20 protein-coding genes and 1 pseudogene are annotated in these 20,217 nt (G+C 75.0%); 13 read left to right on the top strand and 8 right to left on the bottom strand.

The annotated features are described in order from the left end of the window. Positions 1-6: 6 nt before the first annotated feature. Entirely contained in the window at positions 7-1,008 is a 1,002-nt protein-coding gene (gene coaA, locus AB0399_RS14155; protein ID WP_329365763.1) for a type I pantothenate kinase, read from the bottom strand. 205 nt (positions 1,009-1,213) lie between these two features. Between coaA and AB0399_RS14150 the strand changes: the two genes are divergently transcribed. Beyond that, the gene (locus tag AB0399_RS14150; protein ID WP_328468142.1) at positions 1,214-1,582 is read left to right on the top strand and encodes a holo-ACP synthase; all 369 of its coding nucleotides are present in this window, start codon (positions 1,214-1,216) and stop codon (positions 1,580-1,582) included. Positions 1,583-1,698: 116 nt separating this feature from the next. Further along, a complete protein-coding gene (locus AB0399_RS14145) occupies positions 1,699-3,138 on the top strand; it encodes an NAD(P)H-hydrate dehydratase (RefSeq protein ID WP_366411456.1) in 1,440 nt (479 codons plus the stop codon). On the opposite strand, the gene AB0399_RS14140 is transcribed toward AB0399_RS14145, so the two are convergent. Beyond that, complete coding sequence (locus AB0399_RS14140; protein ID WP_329365756.1) at positions 3,135-4,112, bottom strand: RNA polymerase sigma-70 factor; 978 nt, start codon at positions 4,110-4,112, stop codon at positions 3,135-3,137. The two genes, AB0399_RS14145 and AB0399_RS14140, sit on opposite strands and share 4 nt — an antisense overlap. Positions 4,113-4,727: 615 nt before the next feature. Here AB0399_RS14140 and alr point away from each other — a divergent pair. The 4 genes from alr to AB0399_RS14120 all read left to right on the top strand — a co-directional run bounded on the left by alr (position 4,728) and on the right by AB0399_RS14120 (position 8,272). After that, positions 4,728-5,885: an alanine racemase gene (gene alr, locus AB0399_RS14135; RefSeq protein WP_329365754.1), complete on the top strand. Its 1,158-nt coding sequence runs from the start codon at positions 4,728-4,730 to the stop codon at positions 5,883-5,885. A gap of 131 nt (positions 5,886-6,016) precedes the next feature. Beyond that, positions 6,017-7,285, top strand: coding sequence for an alpha/beta hydrolase (locus AB0399_RS14130; RefSeq protein ID WP_329365752.1), 1,269 nt, complete (start codon positions 6,017-6,019; stop codon positions 7,283-7,285). Between the two features lie 101 nt (positions 7,286-7,386). Further along, positions 7,387-7,905: a tRNA (adenosine(37)-N6)-threonylcarbamoyltransferase complex ATPase subunit type 1 TsaE gene (gene tsaE / locus AB0399_RS14125; protein ID WP_366411470.1), complete on the top strand. Its 519-nt coding sequence runs from the start codon at positions 7,387-7,389 to the stop codon at positions 7,903-7,905. A gap of 190 nt (positions 7,906-8,095) precedes the next feature. After that, on the top strand, positions 8,096-8,272 hold the full coding sequence (locus tag AB0399_RS14120; protein WP_329365751.1) for a hypothetical protein: 177 nt from the start codon (positions 8,096-8,098) through the stop codon (positions 8,270-8,272). A 10-nt stretch (positions 8,273-8,282) separates the two neighbouring features. Here AB0399_RS14120 and AB0399_RS14115 read toward each other — a convergent pair whose 3' ends face one another. Then, complete coding sequence (locus AB0399_RS14115; RefSeq protein WP_366411455.1) at positions 8,283-8,804, bottom strand: hypothetical protein; 522 nt, start codon at positions 8,802-8,804, stop codon at positions 8,283-8,285. 147 nt (positions 8,805-8,951) lie between these two features. Between AB0399_RS14115 and tsaB the strand changes: the two genes are divergently transcribed. From tsaB to AB0399_RS14095, 4 genes are read left to right on the top strand one after another with little or no spacing between them, the layout of a single operon-like run. Beyond that, positions 8,952-9,617 carry a tRNA (adenosine(37)-N6)-threonylcarbamoyltransferase complex dimerization subunit type 1 TsaB gene (tsaB, locus tag AB0399_RS14110; protein ID WP_329365747.1) on the top strand — a complete coding sequence of 222 codons (666 nt, stop codon included), beginning with the start codon at positions 8,952-8,954 and terminating at the stop codon, positions 9,615-9,617. 47 nt (positions 9,618-9,664) lie between these two features. After that, positions 9,665-10,216 (top strand): ribosomal protein S18-alanine N-acetyltransferase, encoded by a 552-nt coding sequence (gene rimI / locus AB0399_RS14105; protein WP_366411469.1) that lies wholly within the window; start codon positions 9,665-9,667, stop codon positions 10,214-10,216. Between the two features lie 25 nt (positions 10,217-10,241). After that, positions 10,242-11,381 (top strand): tRNA (adenosine(37)-N6)-threonylcarbamoyltransferase complex transferase subunit TsaD, encoded by a 1,140-nt coding sequence (gene tsaD, locus AB0399_RS14100; protein WP_366411454.1) that lies wholly within the window; start codon positions 10,242-10,244, stop codon positions 11,379-11,381. Further along, complete coding sequence (locus tag AB0399_RS14095) at positions 11,378-11,638, top strand: hypothetical protein (RefSeq protein WP_329365743.1); 261 nt, start codon at positions 11,378-11,380, stop codon at positions 11,636-11,638. Before tsaD ends, AB0399_RS14095 begins: the two co-directional genes overlap by 4 nt. On the opposite strand, the gene AB0399_RS14090 is transcribed toward AB0399_RS14095, so the two are convergent. Then, positions 11,628-12,821: an SAM-dependent methyltransferase gene (locus AB0399_RS14090; protein WP_366411453.1), complete on the bottom strand. Its 1,194-nt coding sequence runs from the start codon at positions 12,819-12,821 to the stop codon at positions 11,628-11,630. The genes AB0399_RS14095 and AB0399_RS14090 overlap by 11 nt on opposite strands. Before the next feature lie 244 nt (positions 12,822-13,065). Between AB0399_RS14090 and groES the strand changes: the two genes are divergently transcribed. Further along, entirely contained in the window at positions 13,066-13,374 is a 309-nt protein-coding gene (groES, locus tag AB0399_RS14085) for a co-chaperone GroES (RefSeq protein ID WP_033177833.1), read from the top strand. A gap of 134 nt (positions 13,375-13,508) precedes the next feature. After that, positions 13,509-15,131: a chaperonin GroEL gene (gene groL, locus AB0399_RS14080; RefSeq protein ID WP_329365739.1), complete on the top strand. Its 1,623-nt coding sequence runs from the start codon at positions 13,509-13,511 to the stop codon at positions 15,129-15,131. A gap of 119 nt (positions 15,132-15,250) precedes the next feature. Here the strand turns inward: groL and AB0399_RS14075 are convergent, their stop codons facing one another. From AB0399_RS14075 to AB0399_RS14060, 4 genes and pseudogenes are all read right to left on the bottom strand, one after another. Then, entirely contained in the window at positions 15,251-16,024 is a 774-nt protein-coding gene (locus tag AB0399_RS14075) for an SDR family oxidoreductase (protein WP_329365737.1), read from the bottom strand. 46 nt (positions 16,025-16,070) lie between these two features. Continuing rightward, positions 16,071-16,710 (bottom strand): annotated as a pseudogene (locus AB0399_RS14070) (MOSC domain-containing protein). Between the two features lie 29 nt (positions 16,711-16,739). After that, positions 16,740-17,516, bottom strand: a complete 777-nt coding sequence (locus tag AB0399_RS14065) for a GNAT family N-acetyltransferase (protein WP_366411452.1) — start codon at positions 17,514-17,516, stop codon at positions 16,740-16,742. A gap of 252 nt (positions 17,517-17,768) precedes the next feature. Then, positions 17,769-18,842, bottom strand: coding sequence for an aminotransferase class V-fold PLP-dependent enzyme (locus AB0399_RS14060; RefSeq protein ID WP_366411451.1), 1,074 nt, complete (start codon positions 18,840-18,842; stop codon positions 17,769-17,771). Between the two features lie 84 nt (positions 18,843-18,926). Between AB0399_RS14060 and AB0399_RS14055 the strand changes: the two genes are divergently transcribed. Next, entirely contained in the window at positions 18,927-19,955 is a 1,029-nt protein-coding gene (locus AB0399_RS14055) for a LysR substrate-binding domain-containing protein (protein ID WP_366411450.1), read from the top strand. Positions 19,956-20,217 lie beyond the last annotated feature (262 nt).

Genomic DNA, 20,217 nt, shown 5'->3' with positions numbered 1-20,217 from the left:
GGCCGGTCAGAGCTTGCGCAGCCTCAGCCGCTGGACCTTGTGCCCCTCGCCCTTGCGCAGCACCAGCGTGGCGCGGCTGCGGGTGGGCAGCACGTTCTCCTCCAGGTTCGGCTGGTTGATGGTCCGCCACATCAGCCGGGCGTAGTCCAGCGCCTCCTCCTCGGGCACCTGGGTGTACTTGCGGAAGTACGAGTCCGGGTTCTGGAAGGCGGTCGCGCGCAGCTTGCGGAAGCGGTCGAGGTACCACTGCTCGATGTCCCCGGTGCGCGCGTCGACGTACACGCTGAAGTCGAAGTGGTCGGCGAGGCCGATCCGGGTGCGGCCGTCCTTGCCGGGCAGCGTGGGCTGGAGGACGTTGAGCCCCTCGACGATCAGGATGTCCGGGCGGCGCACGGTCAACCGCTCGCCGGGCACGATGTCGTAGCTCAGGTGCGAGTAGACCGGCGCGGTGACCTCGGGGCGGCCGGACTTCACGTCCACGACGAAGCGGGTGAGCGCGCGGCGGTCGTAGGACTCGGGGAAGCCCTTGCGGGCCATCAGCCCGCGCCGCTCCAACTCGGCGTTGGGCAGCAGGAATCCGTCGGTGGTGACCAGCTCCACGCGGCGCGGGGGCCGCACGGCGCCCCCGGACGGGGCCTGGGGGAGGGCGAGCAGGGCGCGCAGCACCCGGGCGGTGGTGGACTTGCCGACCGCGACGCTGCCGGCCACCCCTATCACGAACGGCGTGCCGGGCTGCACGCCGGCCGGTCCGGCCGCCGCGCCGAGGAAGGTGTTGAGCGCGCCGCGCAGCCCGCTGTGCGCGGCGATGTACAGGTTCAGCAGCCGGGACAGCGGCAGGTAGACGTCGACCACCTCCTCCAGGTCGACGACGTCGCCGAGCCCGCGCAGCCGCTCCACCTCCTCGGCGGTGAGCGTCAGCGGCGTATGGTCGCGCAGCGCGCTCCACTGGGCGCGGGTCAGGTCGACGTAGGGACTCGTGGCGGCGGCGAGCGGCGGCGTGGTCGGCACCGGGCCATTGTCCAGTGGCCGCGGGCCGGCGGTGCCGCGGGGGCGGGTGCGGACGGCGTTCAGGTCGCCCGCCGCGCCCTAAGCTGACCTCCATGGACGGCAGCACGCGGCAGGGCGGTCCGGTCGGGACGGCGCCCCGGACCGCATCCCGGACCGCATCCCGGACGGCACCCGGTACGGTCCCCGGCACGGCAGCGGGCGCGGCGTGATCGTCGGCGTCGGCATCGACGTTGCCGAGATCCAGCGCTTCGAGGCGGCTCTGGCCCGCACCCCGGGCATGGCCGGACGCCTTTTCACCCCGGCCGAGTTGCTGCTGCCCTCCGGCGCCCCGCGCGGGTCCGCCTCACTGGCGGCCCGCTTCGCCGCCAAGGAGGCCCTCGCCAAGGCGCTGGGCGCGCCCGCGGGCCTGCAGTGGCTCGACGCGGAGATCACCACGTCCCCGGCCGGCCAGCCGCACCTCGCCGTCCAGGGCACCGTCGCCGCCCGCGCCGCCGCTCTCGGCGTCCGCAACTGGCACGTCTCGCTCTCCCACGACGCGGGCATCGCCTCGGCCGTGGTCATTGCCGAGAGCTGAGACCGCGACGGCTCACCTCGGCCGGGCCCCGGAGCGGGCACCACGGGTCGGCTTGGCGTGGCAGGGAGTTCGGGTGCTCCGTAAGCTCGGGAGGGGCGCCGAGCGGAAGGTTGCTGATGAGGTACGGGCACAGTGTGGAGACCGTGCGGCGGGGCGAGGCGGCGCTGATGGCGCGGGTGCCGCAGGGCGCGCTGATGCAGCGCGCGGCGGCCGGGCTGGCCACCGCGGGCGCGGACCTGCTGGGACGGGTCTACGGAGCGCGGGTGGCGGTGCTGGTGGGCAGCGGCGCGAACGGCGGGGACGCGCTCTTCGCGGCGGCGCGGCTGGTCCGCCGGGGCGCGGCGGCGACCGCCGTGCTGCTGAACCCGGAGCGGGCGTACGCCGAGGGGCTGGCGGCGTTCCGGGCGGCCGGGGGACGGGTGGTGACGGCGGACGAGGGTGCGCGGGCCGTCGCGCGGGCGGACCTGGTGCTGGACGGCGTGACCGGCATCGGCGGCAAGGGCGGGCTGCGGCCCGAGGCGGCCGACCTCGCGCGGGCCGCCCAGGACGCGCGGGCCGCGGTGCTCGCCGTGGATCTGCCCAGCGGGGTGGACGCCGACACCGGCGAGGTGCACGGCCCGGCGGTGCGCGCGGACGCGACCGTCACGTTCGGCACGTACAAGCCCGGGCTGCTGATCGACCCGGCGGCGGGGTTCGCCGGGGCGCTGCGGCTGGTGGACATCGGCCTGGACGGCGACCTCGGGGCGCCCGAGTTGGCGGCGCTCCAGCACGCCGACGTGGCCGCGCTGCTGCCGCGGCCGAGCGGGGAGAGCGACAAGTACCGGCGGGGCGTGGTCGGGGTGGCCGCCGGGTCGGAGCGGTACCCGGGCGCGGCGGTGCTCGCGGTGTCCGGGGCGCTGTGCGGCGGCGCGGGCGCGGTGCGGTACGCCGGGCCCGGCGGGGCGGCGGTGCTGGCCCGGCACCCGGAGACCCTGGTGTCGGCCGGATCACCGCGCTCCGCGGGGCGGGTGCAGGCGTGGGTGGTCGGGCCCGGGCTCGGCGACACCGCGGACGCGCACACCGCGGTGGGCGACGCGCTGGCCGCGGACGTGCCGATCCTGGTCGACGCGGACGGGCTGCGGCTGCTGACCCCCGAGGCGGTCCGGCGGCGTACGGCGGCCACCGTGCTGACGCCGCACGCCGGGGAGGCGGCGGCGCTGCTCGGCTGGGCGCGCGAGGAGGTGGAGGGGCGGCGGCTGCACGCGGTGCGCGAGCTGGCCGCGCGGTTCGGGGCGACCGTGCTCCTCAAGGGCTCCACGACCCTGGTGGCCGACCCGGACCCGGCCCGCCCGGTGCGGGTCAACGCGACGGGCAGCGCGTGGCTGGCCACGGCCGGCAGCGGCGACGTGCTGTCCGGGCTGACCGGTTCGCTGCTCGCGGCCGGCCTCGCGGCCCAGGACGCCGCCTCGGTCGGCGCCTACCTGCACGGCCTGGCGGCCAGGCTGACCGAGGTCCCGCTGACCGCGCTCGACCTCGCCGACGCGCTGCCCCGCGCCTGGCGGAACGTGTCGGACTAGGGCTTGCCGCCGTCAGATCCGGGGGACCAGGTCGCGGTCGGGTCGCCTGGTCCGCGCAGCCCGCTCAGCTTGTCGGGGTTGACCTGGAAGCGCAGCTCGCTGATCAGGCCGTCGGTGACTTCGAAGGTCAGCGCGCCGACGGGGTGGCCGCCGAGGGTGAACAGCACGCCGGGCTGCCCGTTGATGCCGGCCGCCCGCACGACGACGTCGGCCAGTTCCGGCTTGGCGAGCACCCCCAGCATCCAGCGGGCGACGCGGTCGGGCCTGCGCAGTGGCCTGGTCGCCGCGGTGACCTTTCCGCCGCCGTCGGACCAGGAGGTCACGTCGGGCGCGAGCAGTTCCATCAGCGCGTTGACGTCGCCGCCCGCGCTCGCGGCGAGGAACCGCTCGGTCAGTTCCCGCCGCGCTGCCTGGTCGACGTCCTCGGTGTCGTAGCGGGGGCGGCCGGCCTGGACGTGGTTCCTGGCGCGGTGCGCGGTCTGCCGTACGGCCGGCTCCGTACGGTCCAGGAACCCCGCGATCTCGCCGTAGCCGTAGCCGAAGACGTCGTGCAGCACGAACACCGCCCGCTCCAGCGGGCTCAGCGACTCCAGGACCACCAGCATCGCCATCGACACCGAGTCCGCGCGTTCGGCGTGTTCGGCCGCGTCCGGGCTCGCCAGGCCGGTCAGCAGCGGCTCCGGCAGCCACGGTCCGACATACGTCTCCCGGGTGGCACGCGCCGACGTCAGGCGGTTCAGGCACAGATTCGTGACGGTGCGCACCAGATACGCCGTCGGGCGCTCCACCCTCGTACGATCCACCGCCGCCCACTTCAGCCAGGCGTCCTGCAGCACATCCTCCGCGTCCGCCACGCTCCCGAGCATCCGGTACGCCGTCGAGAAGAGCAGCGCCCGGTCCCGGGTAAACGGCTCCACCGCCGCCCCCCCGACCACCTCGCCCTCCCCCGACTCCCCCTCAAAAAACCCGCGCATACGCCCACGCTATCCCGACCCCCGAGCAACCGATCCCCGGGTAGCTGGGGCAGGCCCGGGTGAGCCGCACTTATCCGGGGGCGCGGGGAACTGCGCGCGCAACCGGCCCCCGGCGGGTGGCCGGGGCAGGCCCGGGTGAGCCGCACCTACTCAGGGGCGCGGGGAACTGCGCGCGCAACCGGTCACCGGCGGGTGCTCGGCGCCGAGGCCGGAGCCGTCGCGGCGGGGAGCCGGGGGACCCGCGGGTATACGCGGCGAGCAGCCACTCCCCAGGGGCGCGGGGAACTGCGCGCGCAACCCACCACCGGCGGTGGCCGGCGCCGAGGCCGGAACCGTCGCGGCGGGGAGCCGTCGCCCGTTTCTGCGGCGGGAGTCGAATCGCGGGGTGCCGTCGCCCGTTTCTGCGGCGGGAGTCGAATTGCGGGGTGCCGTCACCCGTACCCGCGGCGGGAGCCGAGCTGCGGGGAGCCGTCACCCGTACCCGCGGCGGGAGCCGAACCGCGGGGCCCGGGCCTGCGACACTTGCACGTGCGCAACGCGCAAAACCGCACCCGGACCGCCGCCCGACAAGAAGATTCCGCACCGCACCCACAAGTCACCGCAAGGACCACCGCCATGGACACCGACTCCGCCGTCGCCCCCGCGCTTCGCGCCACCGCACGGATCGACCTCGCCGCGCTCCGCTCGAACGTGGCCGCGCTGCGCGCGCACGCGCCCGGCGCGGCGTTCATGGCCGTGGTGAAGGCGGACGCGTACGGCCACGGCATGGTGGCGTGCGCGCGGGCCGCGCAGCAGGCCGGCGCGGAGTGGCTCGGCGCGGCCACCCCGCAGGAGGCCCTCGCGTTGCGGGCGGCCGGCCTCGGCGGCAGGGTGCTGTGCTGGCTGTGGACCCCCGGAGGGCCCTGGCAGGAGTGCGTGGAGGCGGACATCGACGTGACGGTCAGCGCCCGTTGGGCGCTGGACGAGGTGGTCGCGGCGGCCCGCGCGGCGCACCGCACCGCACGGGTCCAGCTCAAGATCGACGCGGGCCTGGGCCGTAACGGCGCGCAGCCCGCCGACTGGCCGGACCTGACCCGCGCGGCACGCGCCGCCGAACGGGCCGGCGCGATCCGCGTCACCGGCGTGTGGTCCCACTTCTCGTGCGCCGACGAGCCCGACCACCCCTCGATCGCGCGCGAGCTCGGCGTGTTCCGTACCGCCCTCGCGCAGGCCGCGGAGGCCGGGCTCGACCCGGAGGTGCGGCACCTGGCGAACTCGCCCGGCACGCTCACCCTCCCCGAGGCCCACTTCGACCTGGTGCGGCCGGGCGTGGCGATGTACGGCATCTCGCCGGTGCCGCAGATCGGCGGCCCCGCGGACTTCGGGCTGCGCCCCGTGATGACGCTCGCGGCCCGGCTCGCCTCGGTCAAGCGCGTCCCCGGCAACCACGGCGTGAGCTACGGCCATATGTACGTCACCCCGGGTGAGACCACGCTTGCCCTGGTCCCGCTGGGGTATGCAGACGGTGTACCGCGGCATGCGTCGGGCAGCGGCCCGGTGCTGGTGGCCGGCAAGTGGCGGACGGTGGCGGGACGGGTGGCGATGGACCAGTTCGTGGTGGACCTCGGCGGCGACACCGCGGCGCCGGGCGACGAGGCGGTGCTCTTCGGTCCGGGCGACGCGGGCGAGCCCACCGCCGAGGACTGGGCGCGCGCCTGCGGCAGCATCGCGTACGAGATCGTCACCCGGATCGGCCCGCGGGTGCCGCGCGTGTACGTGGGCGAGGTGGCATGAGCGGCCAGGCCCAGGGGGCGCGGTCCGCGGGCTTCCGCGCGCCGGCGTGCATCGATCGGGTCCAGTGCGCCCCCACCTCCGGCCGGCCCGGCCGGAGTGCCGCCTCCGCACCGACGGGGAGTGGCTGACCGATGGCGGAGGGAGCGGGGATGAAGTGGGAGCGGGCCGGGCTGGTCGGCGCCGCGATCGGCGTGGTGGCGGCCGGCGCGGCCGCGGGCGTGGCGATCGAACGGGCCACCGTCGGCCGCGGGATGCGCCGCCGCGCGCAGCTCGCGCTCGATGCCGCGGGCCCGTACGGCAGCCTGCGCGGCACCCCTGGCGTCGCGGTGGCCGAGGACGGCACCGAGCTGTACTACGAGGTGGACGAGCCGCCGCCCGCACCGGAGCCGGAGAGCCCGCCGCCACCCGCCAGGTCCGCCCGTCCCGCCAATCGCGGCTGGCTGCGTGCCCGCCGCGCCGAGTCCGACGCAGAGTCCGGGGCCGGGCCGGAGGCCGAAGGGGCGCCGCAACCGCCGGTCACCGTGGTCTTCTCGCACGGGTACTGCCTCAACCAGGACTCCTGGCACTTCCAGCGGGCGCTGCTGCGCGGCGCGGTGCGGGCGGTGTACTGGGACCAGCGCAGCCACGGCCGCAGCGAGCGCGGCCGGGACCAGCTCGCGGGCGAGCCGGCCACCATCGACGAGCTGGGCCGCGACCTGAAGGCGGTGCTCGACGCGGCGGTGCCGCAGGGCCCGGTGGTGCTGGTCGGGCACTCCATGGGCGGGATGACGGTGATGGCCTTCGCGGACCAGTTCCCGGAGTACGTCCGCGAGCGCGTCGCCGGAGTCGCGCTGATCTCCACCTCGGCGGGCAAGCTCGCCGCGGTGCCGCTGGGTCTTCCCGCGGTCGGCGCGCGGGCCTTTCGGGCGCTCGCGCCCGGCATGCTGCGGGTGATGGGCCGCCAGGCGGAGCTGGTGGAGCGCGGCCGGCGGGCCACCGCCGAGCTGTTCGCCGGCGTCATCAAGCGCTACAGCTTCGGTTCCAGCGATGTCGATCCGGGCGTGGCCCGCTTCGCCGAGCGGCTGATCGAGGGCACCCCGATCGACGTGGTGGCCGAGTTCTACCCGGCGTTCACCGAGCACGAGAAGAGCGAGAAGCTCGCCGCGCTCGCCGGCCCGCCCGCGCTGGTGCTGGCCGGCGACAAGGACCTGCTGACGCCGAGCGCGCACAGCGCGGACATCGCCGAGAAGCTGCCCGGCGCCGAGCTGGTGGTGGTGCCGGGCGCCGGTCACCTCGCGCTGCTGGAGCAGCCCGAGGTGGTGGGGGCCGCGCTGGCGGGGCTGATCGCGAAGGCCGCGGACGGCGTGCGCGCCCCCGTACCGCAGCGGCTGCGCGACCTGACGGCCACCATCGACGCGTAGCATTCGCCTTCATGGGCAAACCGCACGACCCTTATCCCGCGGCCGCGGGCACCGCAGAAGACGCGCACGCGGTCCGGATCACCGTACGCACCGCGGATCACATGCGTGAGCTGGGCAGACGGCTCGCCGCGCTGCTGGTTCCCGGCGATCTGGTGCTGCTCACCGGTGAGTTGGGCGCCGGCAAGACCACGCTCACCCGCGGGCTGGGCGAGGCGCTCGGCGTGCGCGGCGCGGTCACCTCGCCGACGTTCGTCATCGCCCGGGTGCACCCCTCGCTCACCGGCGGACCGGCGCTGGTGCACGTCGACGCGTACCGCCTCGGCGGCGGCCTCGACGAGATGGAGGACCTGGACCTCGACGTCTCCCTGCCGGAGTCCGTGGTGGTGGTGGAGTGGGGCGAGGGCAAGGTCGAGGACCTGTCGGACGCGCGGCTCCAGGTGGTGATCGGCCGCACGATCGGCGAGGAACGGGACCACGCGGCGGGCGGGGAGCCGCCCCACCCGGGCCCGGACGACGCCCTCGGGTCGGAGCCGGAGGCCGCCGACGACACGCGCGAGGTGACCGTGATCGGAATCGGGCCGCGCTGGGTCGGGCAGGACCTCACACCGCTGGTCTTCTGAGCGGCCGAGCGAGCGGCCGGCCGAGCGGTCCGCCGAGCAGTCGGACCCGCGGTCGGCCATGCGGTCCGCCGAGCCGGAGGTTACGCCGACAGGCTGTCGGGAAGATGTTGCGCGAGGGTGGGTGGCCGTGGTGTGCTGGTAGCGGACACCTGCTTAGGGTTGCCTAACTTCTCTTCCCGGGGAGGCGCGCATGACGGCCCACGACGACGCTGCTGCACAGGCCCCGGCGCCTGCTGTGCCCAGGGTGCCCACGGTGCGGGACGTCCTCGCGTCCTGCGCCGCCGCGCGCACCGTCTCCACCGCTCCCTGCGACCCCGCCGAGCGGTCCGAGGACGAACCGGCCGACGGCCCGGCCCCGTCCGCCTGAGATCGCGGGGCTACGGCACCACGGCCACGAGGGAGCCCATGGGCGCGTGCCGCCAGAGCGCGGCGGCGTCGGAGGGCGCCTCGCGCATCACGGCGCCAGGAGCGCCCGCGCCCGCCCCCGCGTCCGCACTGGAGCCGAACCCGACGTTCGCTCCGTTGGTGGACGCGAACAGCACCACCTCGCCGCCCTCGCGGGCGAAGACGCGGTGCGTGCCGCGCGCGGGGGCGACGGTGCCGCCGCGCACCCCGTAGGTCCGCAGCACACCCTCGTGCGCGTCGACGAGCCACACCCGGTGCCGCCCGAGGCTGTAGACGACCCGGGCGCCGTGTCCGGAGCCGGCGGGGAGCGCGGTGGGCGCGGGGTCGGGGGAGGCGGCGGCGGAGCCGGGCGCGGAGGTGGCGGTCCTGCCGGGTGCGGCGCCCGGGTGGTGCCGCGGCGGCGCGCCCACCGCGGCGGCCGTGAGCATCCCCACCGTCGCGAGCGCCGCCGCGAGGAACCCGGCCGCCGCGACCCCCGAACTGATCCGCACCACGGCCGCCGTCCTCCCGCCGGATCGACGTGCCGCCGAACCGACTGTCATATACGTGTAATGAGGCTTTTGTCGGAATTGAAAGTAGCAGTCGCACCGCTCGCCCCCCTGGCGCCCCGCCGCGCCCCGCGTGCGCCGTAGGCTGGGGGCGTGCTGCTGCTTGCCTTCGACACCGCCACACCCGCTGTCACCGCCGCCCTGTACGACGGGGAGAGGGTGCTCGCCGAGTCCACCGTGATCGACGCGCGCAGGCACGGCGAACTTCTCGTACCCGCCGTCGACCGGGTGCTGGGCACCGCCGGCCGCGCCCTCGCCGATGTCACGGGCGTGGTCGTCGGCACCGGCCCGGGCCCGTACACCGGGCTGCGGGTCGGCCTGGTCACCGCCGCGTCCTTCGGCGACGCCCTCGGCGTTCCGGTGCACGGCGTCTGCACGCTGGACGGGCTGGCCTGGGCGGCCGGCGAGGCGGGCCTGGACGGCCCGTTCGCGGTGGCCACCGACGCGCGCCGCAAGGAGGTGTACTGGGCGCGGTACGACGGCCCGCTGCACCGGGTGGGCGAGCCCGCCGTGGACCGCCCGGCCGACATCGCCGCCGAAGTCGCGGGGCTGCCCGCGGTCGGCGCCGGCGCCGCGCTCTACCCCGACGTCTTCACCGACCACCGCCCCGACCCCGCGCACCAGTCGGCCGGTGCGCTCGCCGCGCTCGCCGCCCACCGGCTGGCCGCGGGCGAGACGTTCCCGCCGGCCCGGCCGATGTACCTGCGCCGGCCCGACGCCCAGGTGCCGGCCGGCTACAAGGCGGTACTGCCGAAGTGACCGAGCGAACCGGCGGCGCCCCCGCGGGCGGCGCCACCCTGCGCGCCATGCGCTGGTGGGACCTGGACGCCGTACTCGCCCTCGAACACGAACTCTTCCCCGAGGACGCGTGGTCGCGCGGCATGTTCTGGTCCGAACTCGCCGACGCCCGGCACCCGTCCGCCAGCCGCACCTACGTCGTCGCCGAGGAAGCCGTCGAGGAAGCCGTCAAGGAAGCCGTCGAGCAGGCCGGAGCGCAGGCCGCCCCGGACCCGCCCGGCGCCGCCCCGGCCGGCGCCCCGCGGATCGTCGGCTACGCCGGTTTCGCGGCGATCGCCGGCACCGGCGACGTGCAGACCATCGCCACCGCCCGCGACCAGTGGGGCAGCGGCCTCGGCGGCCGGCTGCTCACCGAGCTGCTGCGGGCCGCGACCGCCGCCGAGTGCCACGAGGTGCTGCTGGAGGTGCGGGTGGACAACGCCCGCGCCCAGCGGCTCTACCAGCGCTTCGGCTTCGAGCCCATCGGCGTGCGCCGGGGCTACTACCAGCCCGGCAACGTGGACGCGCTCGTGATGCGGCTGGCCGATCCCGCGCAGACCTTCGCCGCCGACCTTCGTTGAGGAATTCTGAGGATCTGAGGAACTGATGGCTGACGAACCCCTGGTCCTGGGTATCGAGACCTCCTGCGACGAGACCGGCGTCGGCATCGTCCGCGGCCACACCCTGCTCGCCGACGCCGTCGCCTCCAGCGTCGACGAGCACGCCCGCTACGGCGGGGTGGTGCCCGAAGTCGCCAGCCGCGCGCACCTGGAGGCGATGGTCCCCACCATCCAGCGCGCCCTGAAGGACGCCGGGGTCAGCGCCCGCGACCTCGACGGCATCGCGGTCACCGCCGGGCCCGGGCTGGCGGGCGCGCTGCTGGTCGGCGTCTCGGCCGCCAAGGCGTACGCCTACGCGCTCGGCAAGCCGCTGTACGGGGTCAACCACCTCGCCTCGCACATCTGCGTCGACCAGCTCGAACACGGCGCGCTGCCCGAGCCGACGATGGCGCTGCTGGTCTCCGGCGGCCACTCCTCGCTGCTGCTCGCCCCCGACATCACCAGCGACGTCCGCCCGCTCGGCGCGACCATCGACGACGCGGCCGGCGAGGCGTTCGACAAGGTCGCCCGGGTGCTCGGCCTCGGCTTCCCCGGCGGGCCGGTGATCGACCGCTACGCCCGTGACGGCGACCCGCGGGCGATCGCCTTCCCGCGCGGCCTGACCGGCGGCCGCGACCCGATCTACGACTTCTCCTTCTCCGGCCTGAAGACCGCCGTCGCCCGCTGGGTCGAGGCGCGCCGCCGGGACGGCGAGGACGTGCCGGTCGCCGACGTGGCGGCGTCCTTCCAGGAGGCCGTGGTCGACGTGCTGACCCGCAAGGCCGTCCGCGCCTGCAAGGACAACGGCGTCGACCACCTGATGATCGGCGGGGGAGTGGCCGCCAACTCCCGGCTGCGCGCGCTCGCCCTTCAGCGGTGCGAGGACGCCGGCATCCTGCTGCGGGTGCCGCGCCCCGGGCTGTGCACGGACAACGGCGCCATGGTCGCCGCGCTCGGCGCCGAGATGGTCGCCCGCGGCCGCTCGGCCTCCACCCTGGACCTGCCGGCCGACTCCTCGCTGCCGGTCACCGAGGTCTCGGTGCCCGGCCACACCCACGACGAGCAGCACCCCCACGACCACGGCCACGCACATCCCCACGACCACGACCATGTGCACGAGTTGAGCAAGGACAACCTGTACGGATGACCGTCACGCTGATGTGGGAGGCGGCCGCGGCCGACGACCGCGGCGCCGAACTCCTGGACTGGGCACGGCGGCAGGAGCTGTCCGGCGCGCCCGAGCGGGTGGAGTACCTGACCGCGCCCGGCGACCGGGTGCTCGTCATCACCTGGTGGGACGCGCCCTACGGTGCCGAGCTGCCCGAACTCCCGGACCCGCCGGCTGAGTTGGTCCGCCGTCAGGTGCACCGCTGGCGGTTCGTGTCGGTCGCGGTCAGACCCTGATCCGGCCGTCCCACGCCACCGGCTCGCCGACCAGCATCGCCGGCGCCCCCGCCATCCGGGTCAGGAACACCGTCGCCTCGTGCGGCCCCCGCGGCCGTACCCGGCGCCTCAACTCCTCGGGTTCCATGGCGAATCCGCGCTTCTTCACGGTCAGCCGCCCCACCTCGCGCTCCCGCAGCAGCGCCTTGAGCCGCTTGAGCCCGAACGGCAGCGCGTCCCGGATCTCGTACGCCGCCGCGTACGGCGTCGGGTGCGGCGCGTCGCCGGTCACGTACGCGATGGTCGGGTCGATCAGCCCGCCGCCCACCTCGTCCGCCACCAGGGCGACCAGGTGCGCGCGGATCACCGCGCCGTCCGGCTCGTACAGGTACCGCCCCACCGGCCGCACCGGCGGGTCCGGCGGCAGGCCGCGCACGGCGAGGTCGGCCCCGCCCGGCAGCAGCGTGGCGCGTACGGTGCCGGGCGCGGTGCCGAACCACAGCGCCGCCTCCTTCACCTCGCCCCGGTCCGAGACCCACTCCGCCTCCGCGTCCTGGGGCACCGCCTCGTGCGGGATGCCCGGCGCCACCTTCACCGCGGCGTGCGGGACGGTGCGTGCCGCCGCCAGCGCCCAGGACAGCGGCGGGGAGTACGCCTCCGGGTCGAACGTGCGGCCCCGGCCCGAGCGGCGCGCCGGGTCCACGAACACCGCGTCGTACCCGGCGGTGTCCACCTCCGCGACGTCCGCGCAGCGCACCTCGATCCGGTCGGCCAGGCCCAGCGCGTCGGCGTTCGCCCGGGCCACCGCGCAGGTGAGCGGGTCGCGGTCCACCGCCAGCACCTCGATGCCGGCGCGGGCCAGCGCGACCGCGTCGCCGCCGATGCCGCCGCACAGGTCGGCCAGCCGCCGTACGCCCAGCGCGCGGAAGCGCTCCGCCCGGTGCGCGGCGACCGACGCGCGGGTCGCCTGCTCGACGCCGTCGGGCGTGAAGTACATCCGCGCGGCGTCCTCGGCCGCGAACTTCGCCGCGGCGCGCTGCCGCAGCCGGCTCTGCCCGAGGGCGGCGGAGACCAGCGCGATGTCGTGGGTGCGCCGCAGCCGGGTGGCGGCCGCCAGTTCGTCGGCGGGGTCCAGTTCACGCAGCTCGGCGAGCAGGGCCTGCCCCTCGGGGGTGAGCAGCGCGTCGAAGTCCTCGGGATTCACCCGCCCATTGTCCGCGCCCGGCCGAACCCCCTTGGACGGGGCCGCGGGTACACCCGTATGTGCGGCGCCGCTGGCACTCCGCTTGACCGAGTGCTAAGCGCGTCCTAGTCTCGGTTCTGGCACTCGGCACCGCTGAGTGCCAGAACTCAGCGACGGGCAGGTCCGGCACCCGCGACGACGGGCCTACCAGGTCGCCGACCCAGACAGACACTCCCGTGAGCCCTTTGAAGGGGGAGGTCGGATCGTGACGACCGCCAGCACCAAGGTTGCCATCAAGCCGCTTGAGGACCGCATCGTGGTCCAGCCGCTCGACGCCGAGCAGACCACGGCCTCGGGCCTGGTCATTCCGGACACCGCCAAGGAGAAGCCCCAGGAGGGCGTCGTCCTGGCCGTGGGCCCGGGCCGCTTCGAGGACGGCAACCGGCTGCCGCTCGACGTCGCCGTCGGCGACGTCGTGCTCTACAGCAAGTACGGCGGCACCGAGGTGAAGTACAACGGCGAGGAGTACCTCGTCCTCTCGGCCCGCGACGTTCTCGCGATCATCGAGAAGTAATTTTCCGGCTTCACCACCAGCCGTGATCCCGCCCCGGATTCTCCGCGCCCTCTTCCGGCCGGGGCCGGGGCGGTTTCGTTGACCGTCCTCACTGACTGACGACGACATACGAGTAGACGAGGTAGTTCGCAGGCATGGCCAAGATCCTTAAGTTCGACGAGGACGCCCGTCGCGCCCTTGAGCGCGGTGTCAACAAGCTCGCCGACACCGTGAAGGTGACCATCGGCCCCAAGGGCCGCAACGTCGTGATCGACAAGAAGTTCGGCGCCCCGACCATCACCAACGACGGCGTGACCATCGCCCGCGAGGTGGAGATCGAGGACCCGTACGAGAACCTGGGCGCCCAGCTCGTCAAGGAGGTGGCGACCAAGACCAACGACATCGCGGGTGACGGCACCACCACCGCGACCGTGCTGGCGCAGGCGCTGGTCCGCGAGGGCCTGCGCAACGTCGCCGCCGGCGCCTCCCCCGCCGCGCTGAAGAAGGGCATCGACGCGGCCGTCAAGGCGGTCTCCGACGAGCTGCTCTCCTCCGCCCGCGCGATCGAGGGCAAGGAGGACATCGCCGCCGTCGCCGCCCTGTCCGCGCAGGACAAGCAGGTCGGCGACCTGATCGCCGAGGCGATGGACAAGGTCGGCAAGGACGGTGTCATCACCGTCGAGGAGTCCAACACCTTCGGGCTCGAGCTGGACTTCACCGAGGGCATGGCCTTCGACAAGGGCTACCTGTCGCCGTACTTCGTCACCGACCAGGAGCGGATGGAGGCCGTCCTCGACGACCCGTACATCCTCATCCACCAGGGCAAGATCGGTTCGATCCAGGACCTGCTGCCGCTGCTGGAGAAGGTCATCCAGGCCAACTCCTCCAAGCCGCTGCTGATCATCGCCGAGGACGTCGAGGGCGAGGCGCTCTCCACCCTCGTGGTCAACAAGATCCGCGGCACCTTCAACGCGGTCGCGGTCAAGGCCCCCGGCTTCGGTGACCGCCGCAAGGCCATGCTGGGCGACATCGCCACGCTGACCGGCGCCACCGTCATCGCCGAGGAGGTCGGCCTCAAGCTCGACCAGGCCGGTCTCGACCTGCTGGGCTCCGCCCGCCGGGTCACCGTCACCAAGGACGAGACCACCATCGTCGACGGTGCCGGCGACAAGGCCGAGATCGAGGGCCGGGTCGGCCAGATCAAGGCCGAGATCACCACCACCGACTCCGACTGGGACCGCGAGAAGCTCCAGGAGCGCCTCGCGAAGCTGGCCGGCGGCGTCTGCGTGATCAAGGTCGGCGCGGCCACCGAGGTCGAGCTGAAGGAGAAGAAGCACCGCCTGGAGGACGCGATCTCCGCGACCCGCGCGGCCGTCGAGGAGGGCATCGTCTCCGGCGGTGGCTCCGCGCTCGTGCACGCGGTCAAGGTGCTCGGCGACAACCTGGGCAAGTCCGGCGACGAGGCCACCGGTGTCGCCGTCGTGCGCCGCGCCGCGGTCGAGCCGCTGCGCTGGATCGCCGAGAACGCCGGCCTGGAGGGCTACGTCATCACCTCCAAGGTCGCCGAGCTCGACAAGGGCCACGGCTTCAACGCCGCCACCGGCGAGTACGGCGACCTGGTCAAGGCCGGCGTCATCGACCCGGTGAAGGTCACCCGCTCCGCCCTGGAGAACGCGGCGTCCATCGCCTCCCTGCTGCTCACGACCGAGACCCTGGTCGTCGAGAAGAAGGAAGAGGAGCCGGAGGCCGCTGCCGGCGGTCACGGCCACAGCCACTGACGCACACCCGCGTCCGAGGCCCCTTGAGGCCCCGAGGGCCCGCCACCCCGTTCACGGAGTGGCGGGCCCCGGTCGTTCCCGCGGGCGGGTTCCCGCGGTGGCCGGCCCTCGCCGCGCGGTCAGCCCTTCGGGTCGAACCGGCCGGTCCGGCTGGAGGCCGCGCCGAAGAGGGCCGGCGGCACATGGCGGGCGAGCGAGACCGCCACCTTGTAGCGGGCCGACGGCACGCTGATCGTGCGGCCCCTGGCCAGGTCGCGCAGGGCGGTGGCGACGACCGCGTCCGCGTCGAGCCAGGCCCACGACGGCAGCCGGGAGGCGTCCATGCCGGCCCGGGCGTGGAACTCGGTGCGCACGAACCCCGGGCACAGGGCGAGGAAGCGCACCCCCGAGCCGCGCAGTTCGTGCGACAGCCCTTCGGTGAACCGCACCACCCACGCCTTGCTCGCGCCGTACGTGCCGCGCGGCACGTAGGCCGCGACCGAGGCGACGTTCACCACGAAGCCGCGCCGCCGCTCCCGCATCCCCTCCACCGCGGCCGTGGTCAGCCGCAGCACCGCCTCGCAGTGCACCTTGATCATCCGCACCTCGTCCTCGACGGGCACGTCGAGGAAGGTGCCGCCGTGGCCGAACCCGGCGTTGTTCACCAGCACGTCCACCGGCCGGGCGGAGTCGCGCAGCCGCGCCTCGACCGCCTCGATCCCGGTGTCCGTCGCGAGGTCGGCGGCCAGCACCTCCACCTCGACGCCGTGCCGCTCGCGCAGGTCCGCCGCGAACCGGGCGAGCCGGTCGGCGTTCCGGGCGACCAGCACCAGGGCGTGATCGTCGGCGGCGAGCCGGCGGGCGAAGGCCGCGCCGAGGCCCGCGGTCGCCCCGGTCACCAGAGAAGTCGTCATACCGCCACCCTAGAAGGGCCGGGCCGCGCCTGGCGCCCCGCCGCGGTCAGCGGTCCAGCCGCCGCCGGATCTGCGCCCGGTCCGCGGCCGGGAAGGCGGCCAGGTCGACCAGCAGCGGCAGCAGTTCGGGCTCGCTGGTCACCGCGCGGAACGCCACCGCCACGGTCACCTCGTGCGCCGGCCGGTCCACCACGTCCACCGCGTCGCCCGCGCTGACCTCGCCCGGCTCGATCACCCGCAGATACGGTCCCGGCCGCGGCCCGCACGAACCGCCGGGTCCACCCGCCCTCCGCCAGCCATCCGGCGAAGGTCGCACACGGGATGCGCGGGCAGGACACCTCCAGCAGCGCGGAGCCGATCCGCCAACGCTCCCCGATCAGCGCCGCGTTGACGTCGATCCCGGCCGTGGTCAGGTTCTCCCCGAAGGAGCCGTTGGGCAGCTCCCGGCCCAACTCCTGCTGCCAGCGGTCCAGATCCTCCCGGGCGTACGCGTACACGGCCTGGTCGTCGCCGCCGTGGTGCTTCACGTCGTACACCCGGTCGCCCGCGAGCCCGACCGCGCCGGTTCCCTTCGGACCAGGCGCCGCCACGGCCACCGGACCGGGCACCGGCCGCTTGTCGATGCCGGTCGCGGGCAGCTGCTTCCACTGATTCGGCTGCGGCCGACCGATGTTGACGGTCAGCACCTTCCGGTCCGTCGCCCGCCGCCCCTTCGTCAGTCCGCCGCGAGGATGTACGGCGTGGTGACGGCCAGCGCGGCGAAGCCCAGCCGCTCCAGGATCGGCCGGCTCTGGTCCGAGGCGTCCACCTGGAGGTAGCGGCAGCCGCGCGCGGCGGCGATACGGGCGCGGTGCGCGACCAGCGCGCGGTAGATGCCGCGGCCACGCCACTCCTCGACGGTGCCGCCGCCCCACAGGCTCGCGAACTCCGTGCCCGGGTGGAACTCCATCCGGGCGCCGCACACCGGCCGCTCGCCCGCCATCGCCACGGTCATCTCCACGTCGGGACCGCCCACTTCGGCCAGCAGCCGCTCCCTCAGGCGGGCGGATTCCGTGCCGAACGCCTGGTCGTGCACGTCCGCGATCAGGTGCACGCCCGCCGCGTCCGTCACCGGCTCCAGCTGGACCCCCTCCGGCACCGGGGTGTCCGTCGGCAGCGCCGCGATCTCCGCGACCATCAGGGTCTCCGGGGGTTCGGCGACGAACCCCGCGGCGGTCAGGCGGTCGGGGAGGTCCGCGGGCAGGTCGTACGAGTACAGCTTCCACTCGAACTCGCGGCCCTTGCCTTCGGGGGAGCGCAGCCATGTCCGCTGCGCGGCGATCGCCCGGTCCGCCTGCGCGCCCTCCTCCGCGGTGAACCCCGACCACACGACTCCGGCCCACCCGTTCGGGCCGTCGCCCTCGACAAGGCGCACGACCCCCTCCGCCGTCACCGGTCCCGCCCCCCGCCGGATCTGGCCGTCAAACGTCTTCCGCAGCTGCCCCATGTCCATCCCCGCACTCTAGGGGGCCCCTGTCCCCCCGGGCTGCCCCTTTTTCCCCGTCCCGGGACCTCGCGGCCGGTGGGTGGTTGCGCGCGCCGTTCTCCCCCGGAGCTCCGCCTGGGAGGTGCCCCCACGCGCCCCTGAGCAACTGCGGCTCGCCGCGTGCTTGCCCCGGGGGACCCGGGCACGTCCGCGCAACCGGCCACCGGGAGGTGGTCCCGGAGCCGACAGCACGAGGCACCCCGGGGGGTCAGGGGCCCCTCAGGGAGCAAGGGCGTTCAGGACCCGCTCCACGTCGGCTGACGTGTTGTGGAGGTGGACCGCCAGACGGATGGCGCCGAGGGGCGCGGAGAAACGGATGCCGGCGGCGGAAAGGCGGCTCGGGTAGGAGGAGGGCGCCCCCGGCACCGAGACGATCGCCGAGTCCCCCGGCACCGCGGGATACCCGAGCGCGGCGAACCCTTCGCGCAGGCGCGCCGCGAGCGCGAGGTCGTGGGCGCGGACGGCGTCCACGCCCAGCTCGGCGAGGAGCGAGAGGGACGCGGCGGCACCGACGAACGGCAGATACGCCGGGCGGGAGTCGAAGGCGTGCGCGGCGGCCGCGAACCGCTCGATCGGGCCGTAGCAGTTCGCCCACCGGTCCGCCGCGGCGTACCACCCGGCGGAGCCGGCGGACAGGGCGTCCTCCGCCCCTTCCCGCACCGTGAGGAAGCAGGCCCCGTGCGGGCTCACCAGCCACTTGTAGCCGTGGGCCACCACGAAGTCGTAGTCGTCGGCGCCCAGCGGCAGCCACCCCACCGACTGGGTGCCGTCGATGAGGACGCGGGCCCCGGCCGCCGCGGCGGCCGAGCGGATCGCCGGGAGGTCGGCCACCCGGCCGTCCGCGGACTGCGCACCGCTGACCGCGACCAGCGCGGTGGAGGGCCGGACCGCGTCGGCGATCCCCTCCAGCGGCACCAGCCGCAGCTTCAGGTCCGCGCGGGCCGCGAAGGGCTGGACCAGCGAGCTGAAGTCCCCCTCGAAGGCGACCACCTCCGCCCCGGCGGGCAGCGCGGCGGCGATCAGGCCGACCGCCTCGGCGACGGTACTGGCCAGCGCCACCCGCTCGACGGCGACGCCGACCAGCCCGGCGTACGCGGCCCGTGCGGCGGCCACCGCGGCTTCGTATCCGTCGAGGTCGGGCCGGCCGGCCGCCCACGCGTCGACGGCGGACCGCAGCGCGGCGGCGGTACGGGCCGGCGCCAGCCCGTGGCTGGCCGTGTTGAGGTACCCGGGCGCGATGCCCGCGTACTCGGAGCTGACGATTTCCTGGAAGCGGGAGGCGTCGGTGTCCATGACTCCTGAGCCTGACGGCTCCTCGTCCCAAAGTCCATCAACGATGTCTGTCGTGTGCATCCAAGCTCCGCTTATGGTTGTGGGGTGATCGAGGCACGACATCTACGAGTGCTGCGCGCGGTGGCCCGTACCGGTTCCTTCTCCGCCGCGGCCCGCGAACTGGGCTGTACCCAGCCGGCGGTGAGCCAGCAGATGAAGGCGCTGGAGGGCGCGGCGGGCACCCCGCTGCTGGTCCGCGGTGCCCGCGAGATGCGGCTGACGGAGGCCGGCGAGGTGCTGGTGCGGCATGCGGCGGGCATCCTCGCCGGGCTGACCGCGGCCGAGGAGGAGGTCGCGGCGATCGCCGGGCTGCGGGCCGGACGGGTCCGGCTCGCCTCCTTCCCCTCGGGCAGTTCCACGCTCGTGCCGGCCGCGGTGGCCGATCTTCGTGCCCGCCATCCGGACACCCGCGTCTCGCTGGTCGAGGCGGAGCCGCCCCGGTCGGTGGAGATGCTGCGGGCCGGCGACTGCGACATCACGCTCGCCTTCCGGTACGTGGACCTGCCGACCCCGGCCGAGGAGTCCTGGTCGGACCTGGTGGTGCGCCCCCTGTTCACCGACCGCCTGGTCGGCCTCGTCCCCGAGGGCCACCGGCTGGCGAAGGCGGGAACACAGAGGGGGCCGGAGCCGGGAGCCGGGACGGAGAGCGTGGCGCCGACAGCGGCGGTGGCCGACACGCGTGCCGCCGCGGGCCCGCACAGCTCCCGCGCGGGCGGGGCGCCCGTGCCGTACGCGGAGCTGGCCGCCGAGCAGTGGATCGCCGGCTGCCCGCGCTGCCGCCGGCACCTGGTCGAGGTCTGCGAGCGGGTCGGCTTCACCCCCCGGATCGACTTCGCGACCGACGACTACCCGGCGGTGGTCGGCCTGGTCGCCGCCGGTCTGGGCGTGGCCGTGCTGCCCGAACTCGCCCTCGCGGCGGTGCGGACCGACGGGGTGGCCGTGCTGGAGATGGCCCCCGCGGTGGAGCGCGAGGTCGTGGCGCTCACCCTCCCCGACCTCGCCCACGTACCGGCGGTGGACATGATGCTCACCCGGCTGAGCCGGGCGGCGCTTCGTTCCCGAGTCCCCCGATGACCCCCCTCCGATGACCGAGCCCCCCGACACCCCCGGCGGGGCCCGTGGGGACCCCGTCTGAAAAATCGATTCTTCGGAACGGTCGCGGTATCCCGCGGTCAGTAGATGCGCACCGCTTCGGTGTCGCGGTCGGGCTCCATGCCGAGGTCGGGCTCGCCGTCGTACGGGTCGTAGTCGTCGTGGGCGTCGTGGCCGGCGTGCGGGCCGTCCTCGTCGGCGTCCGCCGCGGCTTCGGCGGCGTCGGCCTCCTCCAGGTCCGCGT

It is taken from the genome of Streptomyces sp. NPDC088194, from assembly GCF_040702025.1.
GTDB lineage: Bacteria > Actinomycetota > Actinomycetes > Streptomycetales > Streptomycetaceae > Actinacidiphila.
Note: the sequence above shows the minus strand (reverse complement) of the source record. Positions and strands in the feature narration are given on the sequence as shown.

Excerpts from the sequence above, each read along its gene's own strand:
- AB0399_RS14145 (WP_366411456.1), top strand. The coding sequence starts at position 1,699 with ATGAGGTACGGGCACAGTGTGGAGACCGTGCGGCGGGGCGAGGCGGCG.
- AB0399_RS14140 (WP_329365756.1), bottom strand. The coding sequence starts at position 4,112 with ATGCGCGGGTTTTTTGAGGGGGAGTCGGGGGAGGGCGAGGTGGTCGGG.
- alr (WP_329365754.1), top strand. The coding sequence starts at position 4,728 with ATGGACACCGACTCCGCCGTCGCCCCCGCGCTTCGCGCCACCGCACGG.
- AB0399_RS14130 (WP_329365752.1), top strand. The coding sequence starts at position 6,017 with ATGGCGGAGGGAGCGGGGATGAAGTGGGAGCGGGCCGGGCTGGTCGGC.
- tsaE (WP_366411470.1), top strand. The coding sequence starts at position 7,387 with ATGCGTGAGCTGGGCAGACGGCTCGCCGCGCTGCTGGTTCCCGGCGAT.
- AB0399_RS14120 (WP_329365751.1), top strand. The coding sequence starts at position 8,096 with ATGACGGCCCACGACGACGCTGCTGCACAGGCCCCGGCGCCTGCTGTG.
- rimI (WP_366411469.1), top strand. The coding sequence starts at position 9,665 with ATGCGCTGGTGGGACCTGGACGCCGTACTCGCCCTCGAACACGAACTC.
- tsaD (WP_366411454.1), top strand. The coding sequence starts at position 10,242 with ATGGCTGACGAACCCCTGGTCCTGGGTATCGAGACCTCCTGCGACGAG.
- AB0399_RS14095 (WP_329365743.1), top strand. The coding sequence starts at position 11,378 with ATGACCGTCACGCTGATGTGGGAGGCGGCCGCGGCCGACGACCGCGGC.
- groL (WP_329365739.1), top strand. The coding sequence starts at position 13,509 with ATGGCCAAGATCCTTAAGTTCGACGAGGACGCCCGTCGCGCCCTTGAG.
- AB0399_RS14075 (WP_329365737.1), bottom strand. The coding sequence starts at position 16,024 with ATGACGACTTCTCTGGTGACCGGGGCGACCGCGGGCCTCGGCGCGGCC.
- AB0399_RS14065 (WP_366411452.1), bottom strand. The coding sequence starts at position 17,516 with ATGGACATGGGGCAGCTGCGGAAGACGTTTGACGGCCAGATCCGGCGG.
- AB0399_RS14060 (WP_366411451.1), bottom strand. The coding sequence starts at position 18,842 with ATGGACACCGACGCCTCCCGCTTCCAGGAAATCGTCAGCTCCGAGTAC.